This window comes from Mesorhizobium sp. M7A.F.Ca.CA.001.04.2.1, from assembly GCF_003998485.1.
Classification (GTDB): domain Bacteria; phylum Pseudomonadota; class Alphaproteobacteria; order Rhizobiales; family Rhizobiaceae; genus Mesorhizobium; species Mesorhizobium ciceri.
Genome location: NZ_RZQT01000170.1, coordinates 1 through 10,742 on the forward strand (window position 1 = coordinate 1; position 10,742 = coordinate 10,742).

Consider the following 10,742-nt stretch of genomic DNA (forward strand, 5'->3'; position numbering starts at 1 on the left):
AGGTTCATCGCGCCCTTGATGATGCCGTTGGTCTCGAGGAATTCCTCGTCGCACTGGGCGATGATGTCGACAATGGCATTGCCGATGCAAAGCACGTCATAATCCGGCATCAAAATCTCCGCCAAAAACCCGAGCCGGCTTCTTGCCACGCCGGCCCGGCGCGGGTCTAGCGATTTGAAACCGGTTTGCCTAGGGCGTGACACGCAACTTTGGCGGAACAGGCAAAGGCGCATCAGCCGCGAGGCGCTATGACAATTCGACCGTGGCCGAAGCATTTCATCGCCGCACCGCCTATAAGCCTGGATCAGACGATCCCGCTTCGAAGGCGAGCCAGCCCCCAATGTCTACAAAAAGCATGTCGACGAAGAACGAGCCTGCAAAAAACGATCTGACCACCGACCTGGTACTGCTCGTCGTGCTGGCAGTGCTCTGGGGCGCCTCCTACACCTTCATCAAGATCGGCGTCGAAACCATCCCGCCGGTCACCTTCATTGCCGCCCGCACCCTGATCGCTGGCGGCATCCTGTTGGCCATCATCCGCTGGCGCGGGCTCGCCTTGCCGGGCGACGCTGCAAGCTGGCGCCGCTTCGCCTTCCAGGCCTGCCTCAACAGCGTTATTCCGTTCACCCTGATCGCCGCGGCCGAACGCTCGGTCGATGCCGGCCTCGCCACCATCCTCAACGCGACCTCGCCGATCTTCACCTTCCTCTTGACCGCGCTCATCACCCGCCACGAGCCGGTCACCTTGCGCAAACTGATCGGTGTGGGCGCCGGCATTGCCGGCATCTGCCTCATTATCGGCACGCAGGCGCTGGGTGGCCTCGGTCATGAATTGTGGGCGCAATTGGCAATCGTCGCCGCGACGGTCTGCTATGCCGGGGCCGCCATTTTCGGCCGCGGTTTCAAGGGCCTCGACCCAATGCTACCGGCCGCCGGTTCCATGCTGTGCGGCGCCGTCATCCTCGTGCCGCTCAGTCTGGTGTTCGACCAGCCGTGGACGCTGGCGCCATCGACCGCGTCGATCCTGGCCCTACTCGGCCTGTCGGTCTTTTCCACCGCGCTGGCCTTCGTCATCTATTTCCGCCTCATCCACACGCTGGGTTCGGTCGGCACCACCTCGCAGGCCTATCTGCGCGTGCCGATCGGCGTCGGCATCGGCGCTCTCTTCCTCGGCGAAAGTCTTGGTTCGACGGCATGGCTGGGCATGGGTTTTGTCGTGGCCGGGGTCGCTGCCATGACCATCCCGGTTCGAAAGCCGGCGTTTGCGCGGTAAACGCCAGCCAGCTTGTGCTCATGGCCTGCGCTGCCTATCTCGGAAGCATCCGCTTTTTAGGCGTCCGCTAACCGGGGGTGTGACAAGGTGATTTTCGACGCTGCCCGCGCTGCGGCCCTCGAGCTGATTTCGCCTCCCTTTCGGGCCGTGTTCGTCAAGACGCTGGGCTTGACCGTGCTGGCACTGGTGGCTCTGTGGTTCGGCCTGACCAGCCTCGTCGAGTGGCTGGCGCTGCCGTGGCTGCAGACGCTGTTGCCGGGCATGCCGTCCTGGGCCGGGTGGCTCGGCGGCATCATCGCGGCAATAGCGCTTGCCTTCGGCATGGCGTTGCTCATCGCGCCGGTGACGGCTGTTGTCGCCGGCCTGTTCCTCGACGATATCGCCGAAGTGGTCGAGCGCACCGACTACCCCGGCGATCCGACCGGCCGCGCCATGCCGGCGCTGCGCTCGCTGGTGCTGTCGGCGCGATTCCTCGGTGTCGTCATTCTTGGCAACATCGTCGCGCTGCTGCTTCTCTTGGTGCCGGGCGTCAACATAGCAGCCTTCTTCATCGTCAACGGCTATCTGCTCGGGCGCGAGTTCTTCGAATTCGCAGCCATGCGCTTTCGCGGGGAAGACGAGGCCAGGGCCTTGCGCAGGCACTATGCCGGCACGGTGTTTCTCGCCGGGCTGCTCATCGCGGCTTTCCTCGCCGTGCCGTTGCTTAACCTGCTGACGCCGCTGTTCGCCGCCGCCATGATGGTGCATCTGCACAAGGCGATCTCGGTGCGGGAAGTGGCTCGCTCCTCGCGCCGCTGAGCATTTTCTTCAGCGCAATAGGAATCCGCGTCCGAGCTCGTCGTCCGCTTCGACGATGAATTCGGCCCGCCCGGAATAATAGGCGCGGCCGCCGACGCGGGCGATGATCGCCTCATGCCGTCCAGCCTTCGCCGTCCGCGCCACGGCTCCGGAAAAACGCGAGCCGGCGATGCTCTCGAATGTGCGCGTCTGTCCGATCGCGATCTCGCCCTTGGCATGCATGGCCGCCAGCCTTGCGGTGACGCCGGAACCGGTTGGCGAGCGGTCGACCTCGGCTTCGGCGAAGACGCAGATGTTTTTGGTCACCTCGCCGGAAAATGTGTCGCGGCCATCGGTCAGGATGGTGCCGTATAGGTAGGCTAGGTCGCCGTGGTCGGGATGCGACAGCGGAAATTCAGCCTTGAGCCTGTCCGTCAGCCCCGTTGCCGCATCGACGAAATCGCGCATCCGGCTTCTGCCGAATTCGAGCCCGAATTGGTGACAATCGGCCAGCGCGTAGAAGGCGCCGCCATAGGCGACGTCGAAGCCAATCGTGCCGTGGCCCGCCAATTCGATCGCCTGTCCACCGGCGAACAGGAAGGCCGGCACGCTTTCGAACGACACCGCACCGGCCTTGCCGTCCCTGACCTCGACCGAGGCGACGACCAGCCCGCACGGCGCCTCGATATTGACTGTCGTGACTGGTTCCTGTTTCGCCACCAGCCCTTCATCGATGGCGTAGCGGCCGAGCGCGACGATGGCGTGGCCGCACATCGTCGAATAACCCTCATTGTGCATGAACAGCACGGCGAGGTCGGCGCCGGGCAGGTCCGGCTCGACCAGCAAGGCGCCATACATGTCGTAATGGCCGCGTGGCTCGAACATCAGGATTTTCCTGAGATGATCGAGATGGTCGCGCACATAGGCGCGCTTTTCCAGGATCGTGCCCTTGGGGATACCGGGATAGCCGCCGGTGACGATCCTCAGCGGCTCGCCGCCGGTATGCATGTCGACCACGGTCAGCGTCATGCGACGGGCCCCATTAATCCGAAGATTTGCCGAAGAGGGCCTGCAATTTGCTGAACGGCATGGCGGCGCGGGTGAAGCCGAAGGTGCCGTCTTGCTGGATTTCGCGTGCCGCCGTTTCCAGCATGCCGTAGGCGAAATTGGTCAGCCACGGCCCGAGCGAGATACGCTTGACGCCGGCCATGGCGAGATCGGCGATGGTAAAACCCGGTACCGCCATGACATTGACCGGCTTGCTGACGGCAGAGCAGAGCGTGCGGATCATCTCGACGTTGCCGATGCCTGGCGCATAGAGTACGTCGGCGCCGGCCTTCTCGAACGCCTGCAGCCGCTTGATCGTGTCGTCGAGGTCGGACTTGCCCCAGAGGAAATTCTCGGCCCGCGCAGTGAAGACGAAATCGCGTTTCAGGGCCCGCGCCGCTTCCACGGCCGCCGCAACGCGTTCGACGGCGTGCGCAAAATCATAGATCGGCTTGTCCGGATCGCCGGTGTGGTCTTCGATCGAGCAGCCGGCAAGGCCGGCAGCTTCCGCCGCGAAGATGGTTTCGGCGGCCTGCTCGGCGCTGTCGCCCTTGCCTTTCTCGAGGTCGGCCGAGACCGGCAGGCTGGTCGCCGCGGTCACTTCGCGGCAATGGTGGATCATCTGGTCGAAGGTCACTGCGCCGTCCGGCAGGCCGCGCGAAAAGGCAAAGCCGGCGCTGGTCGTCGCCAGCGCCGTGAAGCCGAACGAGCCGAGCAGCTTGGTCGTGCCGATATCCCAGGGATTGGGCACGACGAAGGTCGAGGCATGCAGGTCGCGAAAGATCTTGCCCTTGTCCATGGTAGTTCCCCCATCGTATGCGGTGTGGCCGAACGGATTTTATCCTGCTCCATCTGGCCGGGCAAACGAATGCGGTTGGTTCAGAAGCGTTTGGCGTTCTCTCCTGCCAATTTGTCCAGCGCGTCGGAATCCTTGGCATAGTGCGACGTTGTCTTGTCCCAATGATAGGTGACGGAGATGTCGTGAGATTCAGGTTTGGGCGGCTGGTCATCGCAGCTTTCGTCGTTCACGACGGTGGCATCGGTCACCGTTACCTTGATCGCCGCATGGCGTCGGCCCTCTGCGATGGCTTTAAAGGCAACGTCCTGCGTCCGGCTATAGGCACACACGTGCTCGTCGAACAAATAGATGATGTCGATCAGCTTCAACTTGTCCCTGGCGACCATAATCAGCGGGACGATCATATAGTTCTGGTTTGAATTGGAATGCGAACTCTCGATCATGAGGATATCATCATTGGCGCCGATGCCGAGCTTGCCGGGTTCGCGGAAATAGGTGCTGCGGTCGAGGGCGACATTGGCGGCGTCGAGCAGCCTTGGTTTGCCCGTAATGTCGTAGAGCGCTAGCACCGCATAGCCTTCTGCGCTGTCTGAGGAATCGCCGAGATCGAACAGCATGGTCAGGCGGTCCTTGCCTCCCGCCTTGATGGCAAGCACGGAGGCATTGGAAAAGCCTGAGGTTTCGGGCGGCGAGCCGCCGCTGTCGGGTCCCTCGATATGGCGCATCGCGATCGGCAGCCCGCCCCTGTAAAAGCCATTCTTGTCGGCGGCGAGGTCTGGAATGATCATCCTGGCGAGGTCGAGATAGGTGATGTCTTTTTGGCCGGGCAGTGGGCTGCCGAGCTCCGGAAGGCTGGCGTCTTGCGCGCCGGCTGCGGTCCACAGCAATGGCAGCAGCATCACGGCGAGGATGAAGCGAAGCAGGTTCGTCGGCATGGTCGCCTCAGGCTGTCGGGCGCGCGGAACGTAGCACAGCCTCCCAACCCGTCCAGTCCGTCAGCCAGCTCAGTGGATCGGCACCAGCCCGGCCAGTTCGCGCATGTCGTCGAACAGGATGCCGCCGGCCTGGATAAGGCCGTCGCGGTCGGAATAGGGATCGGCGTGATAGGAAAACACCCGCATGCCGGCCGCGATGCCGGCCTGCGTGCCAGCGACGCTGTCCTCGATGACGATGCAGTCGGCAGGTGCAAAGCCCACGGTTTTCGCAGCATGCAGGAACAGGTCCGGAAACGGCTTGCCGCGCGCGACCATCGTCGAGGAAAACATCGCGTGTTCGAACAGCGGCAACAGCCCGGTCTGGCCAAGTGTGATGTGCATCTTCGACACCCGGGCCGAGGTGGCGACGCAATAGGCGATCCCGGCTGACCGCACGGCCTCGACGAATTCGCGGACATAAGGGATTGCTTCGACGCCGTGGGCGAACAGGTCTGGCAGGCCGGCGTTCCAGCGATCGACAAAATCGGCGCCAAGCCTGACGCTGGTCTCTTCTTCGATCTCTTTCTGCACCGACGCCATGCTGCGGCCGGAGAAATTCTTGCGGCAATATTCGAAGCTTGTCGGATAGCCGGCAGCGGTCAGCCATTCGGCAAGGCGCCGATTGGCCAGGTTCTCCGTATCGACCAGGATCCCGTCGCAGTCGAAGATGACAAGTTTAGGCAGTTCAGGCATCAGGCGGTGCCGGTCGATCCGAACCCGCCCGCGCCGCGCGCCGTGCCGCCGGCCAGGTTGCGCTCTTCCACGGCGGCTTGCGTCACCGCGGCAAAAACGATCTGGGCGATGCGCATGCCGCGCGTCACGGCAAAGTCCTCGTCGCCGAGATTGATCAGCAGCACCTTGACCTCGCCGCGATAGTCGCTGTCGATGGTGCCGGGCGTGTTGAGGACGGTCAGCCCATGTTTGAAGGCAAGGCCTGAGCGCGGCCGCACCTGGCCTTCCATGCCTTCGGGAATTTCCAGGATCAGCCCGGTCGGCACCAGAGCGCGTTTTCCGGGCAGGATCAGCAGCGGCCGGTCGTCCGGCATCGCGGCGCGCAGATCCATGCCGGCAGCACCGGTGCTTTCATAAGCAGGAAGGGGAAGTCCTTCAGCATGCGGCAACCTGACGAAGCCGACGGTTGGACCGATGACGGAGGGAGTTTGAAGGGCTGCGCGCATAAAATCGATCCTATCGGCGCGAACGGCGATTCGGTCAACTCGCCCGCAAGCCTATCAACGGCTTTCTTTCAGGCATCAGTATGGCCTGAGGTGTGTTGAGATTCAGGTCAGGCCGAGTCGAAACCCGTCGTTTGCAGGCCGGCATCACCTGAATATCGACATACCCTAGCGCACTTCCATCGGAACCACCGTCGTCTCCTTGATCTCTTCCATCACGAAAGAGGCGGAAACATCAGACAGCGCCACCTTGGCGATCAGCCGCTGGTAGAGCCGGTCATAGGCCTTCACGTCGGCGACGCGGGCGCGCAGAACGTAGTCGAGGTCGCCGGACATGCGGTAGACGCCGGTGATCTCGGAAAGGCCGGTCACCGCCGCGCGGAATCTCTGCAGCCACTCCGGATCGTGGTTGGACGTGCGGATCAGGATGAAGACCGAAAGGCCAAGCCCGAGCTTTTCGGCATCGACCAGCGCCACCCGGCCGGTGATGACACCATCCTCCTCCAGCCGCTTGACGCGCCGCCAGCAGGCATTGCGCGATAGGGCCACCCGTTCCGACAGCTGGTCGACCGACAGCGTGCCGTCGCGTTGCAATTCGGCGAGCAATTTCCGGTCGATTTCATCGATATCCAGCGCCATGTGGGATGTGTGTCCCACAAAATGGCAAAACACAAGGATATTTTGAGACCAATGAACCTGCGAAGCGTGTCAGGATACTCATATCGGAACCTGAAGCGCTGAAGGGGAACCAGCATGTCGGTCGCAAGGATTTTCACCTCTCATCCGGCCAAGGTCGGCGAGACCTATTTCGGCCATATGGCCTTTGCCGCCTGGTTCTCCTCGCGCCTGCTCCTGGCTGCCAGTGCAGCGCTCGTTCACGCCTTCTTGCCATTTCTGTTTGAGACTACCGCCAGCCGAATCGTCCGCGAACTCTATGAGCGGACGCACAACAGAGGCACGCACGCGACCAAGGAGCCGGCGGCTCTTCCGGATCGCGCCTAGAGGGCGACAGAAACGATGTGCCGGTGGGCGGCCTATCTGGGTGAAGCGGTCTTTCTCGAAGACATCCTCACGGCGCCCTGTCACTCGCTGATCGCCCAGAGCCATTGTGCTCAGGAAGCGAAATCGCCGACCAATGGCGACGGCTTCGGCCTAGCCTGGTATGGCGACCGCCCGGAGCCGGGTCTCTATCGCGATATCCTGCCGGCCTGGTCCGATCCCAATCTGAAAAGCCTGTGCCGACAGATCAAATCCGGCCTGTTCCTCGCCCATGTGCGGGCGTCGACCGGCGGCGCCACCAGCCGCATGAACTGCCATCCATTCATCTCCGGCAGCTGGTCGTTCATGCACACGGCCAGATCGGCGGCTTCGAGAAAATCCGCCGCGCGCTGGAGAACTCGCTGTCCGACGCCGTCTTCGACCAGCGCGAAGGCACCACCGATTCCGAACTGTTCTTCCTGCTGATGATCGATGAGGGATTGACCGGCGATCCGCAAGGCGCCGTCTCCCACGCCACCAGCCGCGTGCTCGAAGCCTCGCGCCGCGCCGGCCTCGAACCGGCGCTGAAGCTCACCGCCGCCTTCTCGGATGGCCAGGCGCTGCACGCGGTGCGCTACGCCACCGACGCTCACGCGCCGACGCTCTACACGTCTGTCCTGCGCAAGGGCGGCGGCCGCTGCATCGTGTCCGAACCGTTCGACCGCGAGGGCGGCGACTGGCAGGCGATCCCGCCGGCGAGTTTTGTCACGATCAGCGGCGATGACATCAGAATTCGCCCGTTTGCTCCGGCGGCGGCGAAGTTCGCGCTGGTGGGGTAGCTGCAAACTGCGGCAACGTCGCGGGACAGCGCCCCCTCTGGCCTGCCGGACATCTCCCCCCACAAAGTGGGGAGATTGGCTATTTGCGTGGCCTTCGCCAATCGCCAAGGTTGCTGGAACGAGCCAAACCTGCCGATCTCCCCACTCGTGGGAGAGATGGCCGGCAGGCCAGAGGGGGGCGCCGTAGAGTGCCGACATCAAAGACTATCGGCACAATTTCAATCAAACGCGGCCAACCCTCGAATGCTCCACTCCACTTGAAGTATGCCGTGGATGCTGCCGGCCTATGGCGCTGTCTTCAACCACAGCGGCCATCCAGCCATTTCCATCCCCTGAGGACAGGACAGCACCGGCCTGCCGATCGGCCCGCAACTGGTCGGCAAACGCTGGTCGGAGTCACGACTGCTCGGCAGCGCCAGGGTAATCGAACCACTCACCGGCGGCTTTCGCCGTCCGCCTGCCTATTGAGCGAAGCGCGACAATCCATAAGGGGCAAGTAAGGGGTCGCGCTCGCCGTCGAGAATTTCCCTTGTGGCGAACAGGCCGACGGCCGGCGCCAGCGTGATGCCGGAATGCATGACGGCGACATAGACACCGTCCATGCCCTCAGCGCGGCCGACGATTGGAAAGCCATCGATCGGCGTCGGCCGGTAGCCGACCGTGTGGAAATCGAGTTCCAACCCGTCGCTGTCGCGCAGCATGGCTTTCATGGCCGCAAACAGCGCGTGGGCGGTGGCTTCGGCATCCATGCCCGGGTCGGCGCCGCCAAAATCCGAGCCGGCGATGATGCGACCTTCCGCTGTCTGGCGCATGTGCAGCCGCTCGGCCAGCACCAGCCCGTTGAGCCGCTTTTCGGTGGGCCGCGAATGGACGATCAGGCCGGGCGGCGTTTCGATCGGCAGGTTGATCCCGGCGGTCGCGGCGATCTCCGGCGAGCCGACGCCAGCCGCGATCACCACCTCGTCTGATGCAATCAATCCATGCGATGTGTCGACACCGGTGATCCTGCCGCCGGTCTGGACCAGGGCCGTCACCGTGCTGGAGATGATCTTCGCGCCATGTCGCTCCGCGTCCGCCAACAGCGCGCGCGTGGCAGTCACCGGTTCGGCGACGCCTTCCTCAGCCACATACAGGGCAAAATCCGGAAGCTCGGTGAGATTGGGCTCGATGCGCGCAGCACCGGCGCGGTCGACTTGGCTGATACCATAGCCCCAGGCGGAATGTTCCGTGGCGTAGGCTTCCATGTCGGCCACCGGCAAATCCCAGCACAGGCCGCCGCACCAGCTCAGCGGTAGGCCGGGAAGGTCCCGCGCCAGCCGCGTCCACTCTGCCATCGCGCGGGTGCGCAGCCGGAAATACGGCTCCGGATTGCCCCAGCTGGCATTGATCCAGGCGAACGAGTTCGGCGTCGCCACCCCTCCGGCAGCACTGTCGGCAATCACCGTCACTTGCGCACCCGCTCTGCTCAGATGCCACGCGATGGAGGCGCCGATGATGCCGGCGCCGATGACGATCACTTGTTTCGCCGCAGTCATGCTTGCTCCTCTGCCTCGTCATCCCGAGGGATGTTCATCCAGTGCCACCCCGGCAGCCGCTTGCCAACATCGCGCAGCGCAAAATATGCGGCAATGCACTGGCCGGAGCCACAGCACGGCTGAGCTGTATGCTCGGATGGTGAGGCGGCGATCAGCAGAGTCCGAGCCGCCGGACCGGTCGACAGGCCGGCACTGCGCTGCTAGAAGCCCGGCCTGTCACACGGAAATCCCAGAGAATGCCCGAAGCAATAGAAGAAGAAGTGGCGCGCCGCCGCACCTTCGCGATCATCGCGCACCCGGACGCCGGCAAGACCACGCTCACCGAAAAGCTGCTGCTGTTCGGCGGCGCCATCCAGCTTGCCGGCGAGGTCAAGGCCAAGAAGGACAAGATCCAGACGCGGTCGGACTGGATGAAGATCGAGCGTGAGCGCGGCATTTCGGTCGTCACTTCGGTGATGACCTTCGAGTATGAGGACAATGTCTTCAACCTGCTCGACACGCCCGGCCACGAGGATTTCGCAGACGACACCTATCGCACGCTATCGGCGGTCGACTCGGCCGTCATGGTCATCGATGCCGCCAAGGGCATCGAGCCGCGCACGCTGAAGCTTTTCGAAGTCTGCCGGCTACGCGACATCCCGATCATCACCTTCGTCAACAAGATGGATCGCGAAAGCCGCGATCCGTTCGAGATCCTCGATGAGATCGAGCAGAAGCTGGCGCTGGATACGGCGCCGATCACCTGGCCGATCGGCCGGGGCAAGAATTTTTCCGGCACCTACCATCTGGCGCTGAACGCCGTGCGCAGGGGCGACGACGAGAAGGAGCGCACGCCGGTCAACGGTCCCGATTCCAACCGCGTCGCCGGCCTTTTGCCGGAGAACGAGCGCGAGGCCTTCATCGAGGAGCTGGAGCTGGCGCGGGAAGCGTGCAGACCCCTTGATATAGAAGCCTTCCGCGAGGGTCACCTGACGCCGGTCTATTTCGGCTCGGCGCTGCGCAATTATGGCGTGCGCGACCTGATCGAGGCGCTCGGCGCTTTTGGACCGCCGCCGCGTGCTCAAGAGGCCGACACCCGCAAGGTCGAGGCGACCGAAGAGAAGATGACGTCCTTCGTCTTCAAGATCCAGGCCAACATGGATCCCAACCACCGCGACCGCATAGCCTTCGTCCGCGTCTGTTCGGGCAAGCTCGAGCGCGGCATGAAGGCCAAGCTGGTACGCACGGGAAAACCGATGTCGCTGTCGGCGCCGCAGTTCTTCTTTGCCCGCACACGCGTCACCGCCGACGAGGCCTTTGCCGGCGACGTCGTCGGCATTCCCAACCACGGCACGCTGCGTATTGG

General features: G+C 63.5%; 11 protein-coding genes and 2 pseudogenes. 5 read left to right on the plus strand and 8 right to left on the minus strand.

Annotated elements, in window-relative coordinates:
• Positions 1-110: pseudogene (locus tag EN955_RS35705) on the minus strand (adenosine kinase); the annotation flags it as partial.
• A 230-nt stretch (positions 111-340) separates the two neighbouring features.
• On the opposite strand from EN955_RS35705, the gene EN955_RS31040 reads away from it, so the two are divergent.
• The gene (locus tag EN955_RS31040; RefSeq protein WP_050580561.1) at positions 341-1,273 is read left to right on the plus strand and encodes an EamA family transporter; all 933 of its coding nucleotides are present in this window, start codon (positions 341-343) and stop codon (positions 1,271-1,273) included.
• A gap of 87 nt (positions 1,274-1,360) precedes the next feature.
• Entirely contained in the window at positions 1,361-2,071 is a 711-nt protein-coding gene (locus EN955_RS31045; protein WP_024505792.1) for a sulfate transporter family protein, read from the plus strand.
• Positions 2,072-2,080: 9 nt separating this feature from the next.
• Here EN955_RS31045 and EN955_RS31050 read toward each other — a convergent pair whose 3' ends face one another.
• The 6 genes from EN955_RS31050 to EN955_RS31075 all read right to left on the minus strand — a co-directional run bounded on the left by EN955_RS31050 (position 2,081) and on the right by EN955_RS31075 (position 6,684).
• Complete coding sequence (locus EN955_RS31050; RefSeq protein ID WP_024505791.1) at positions 2,081-3,079, minus strand: proline racemase family protein; 999 nt, start codon at positions 3,077-3,079, stop codon at positions 2,081-2,083.
• Positions 3,080-3,092: 13 nt separating this feature from the next.
• Positions 3,093-3,896, minus strand: coding sequence for an oxaloacetate decarboxylase (locus tag EN955_RS31055; RefSeq protein WP_024505790.1), 804 nt, complete (start codon positions 3,894-3,896; stop codon positions 3,093-3,095).
• Positions 3,897-3,976: 80 nt separating this feature from the next.
• A complete protein-coding gene (locus tag EN955_RS31060; protein ID WP_024505789.1) occupies positions 3,977-4,831 on the minus strand; it encodes a hypothetical protein in 855 nt (284 codons plus the stop codon).
• Positions 4,832-4,900: 69 nt separating this feature from the next.
• Positions 4,901-5,563 (minus strand): HAD family phosphatase, encoded by a 663-nt coding sequence (locus tag EN955_RS31065; RefSeq protein ID WP_013528046.1) that lies wholly within the window; start codon positions 5,561-5,563, stop codon positions 4,901-4,903.
• Complete coding sequence (gene dut / locus EN955_RS31070) at positions 5,563-6,048, minus strand: dUTP diphosphatase (RefSeq protein WP_024505788.1); 486 nt, start codon at positions 6,046-6,048, stop codon at positions 5,563-5,565. The genes EN955_RS31065 and dut overlap by 1 nt, the downstream gene beginning before the upstream one ends.
• 165 nt (positions 6,049-6,213) lie before the next feature.
• Complete coding sequence (locus EN955_RS31075; RefSeq protein WP_024505787.1) at positions 6,214-6,684, minus strand: Lrp/AsnC family transcriptional regulator; 471 nt, start codon at positions 6,682-6,684, stop codon at positions 6,214-6,216.
• Positions 6,685-6,798: 114 nt separating this feature from the next.
• On the opposite strand from EN955_RS31075, the gene EN955_RS31080 reads away from it, so the two are divergent.
• On the plus strand, positions 6,799-7,047 hold the full coding sequence (locus EN955_RS31080) for a DUF6356 family protein (protein WP_024505786.1): 249 nt from the start codon (positions 6,799-6,801) through the stop codon (positions 7,045-7,047).
• 15 nt (positions 7,048-7,062) lie between these two features.
• Positions 7,063-7,862: pseudogene (locus tag EN955_RS31085) on the plus strand (class II glutamine amidotransferase).
• 461 nt (positions 7,863-8,323) lie between these two features.
• On the opposite strand, the gene EN955_RS31100 reads toward EN955_RS31085, so the two are convergent.
• Positions 8,324-9,397, minus strand: a complete 1,074-nt coding sequence (locus EN955_RS31100) for an FAD-binding oxidoreductase (RefSeq protein WP_024505785.1) — start codon at positions 9,395-9,397, stop codon at positions 8,324-8,326.
• Positions 9,398-9,633: 236 nt separating this feature from the next.
• Here EN955_RS31100 and EN955_RS31105 point away from each other — a divergent pair.
• Positions 9,634-10,742 (plus strand): peptide chain release factor 3 (locus EN955_RS31105; RefSeq protein ID WP_127223517.1); only part of this gene is annotated, 1,109 nt, incomplete at its 3' end.

Excerpts from the sequence above, each read along its gene's own strand:
- EN955_RS31065 (WP_013528046.1), bottom strand. The coding sequence starts at position 5,563 with ATGCCTGAACTGCCTAAACTTGTCATCTTCGACTGCGACGGGATCCTG.
- EN955_RS31060 (WP_024505789.1), bottom strand. The coding sequence starts at position 4,831 with ATGCCGACGAACCTGCTTCGCTTCATCCTCGCCGTGATGCTGCTGCCA.
- dut (WP_024505788.1), bottom strand. The coding sequence starts at position 6,048 with ATGCGCGCAGCCCTTCAAACTCCCTCCGTCATCGGTCCAACCGTCGGC.
- EN955_RS31080 (WP_024505786.1), top strand. The coding sequence starts at position 6,799 with ATGTCGGTCGCAAGGATTTTCACCTCTCATCCGGCCAAGGTCGGCGAG.
- EN955_RS31050 (WP_024505791.1), bottom strand. The coding sequence starts at position 3,079 with ATGACGCTGACCGTGGTCGACATGCATACCGGCGGCGAGCCGCTGAGG.
- EN955_RS31040 (WP_050580561.1), top strand. The coding sequence starts at position 341 with ATGTCTACAAAAAGCATGTCGACGAAGAACGAGCCTGCAAAAAACGAT.
- EN955_RS31100 (WP_024505785.1), bottom strand. The coding sequence starts at position 9,397 with ATGACTGCGGCGAAACAAGTGATCGTCATCGGCGCCGGCATCATCGGC.
- EN955_RS31055 (WP_024505790.1), bottom strand. The coding sequence starts at position 3,896 with ATGGACAAGGGCAAGATCTTTCGCGACCTGCATGCCTCGACCTTCGTC.
- EN955_RS31075 (WP_024505787.1), bottom strand. The coding sequence starts at position 6,684 with ATGGCGCTGGATATCGATGAAATCGACCGGAAATTGCTCGCCGAATTG.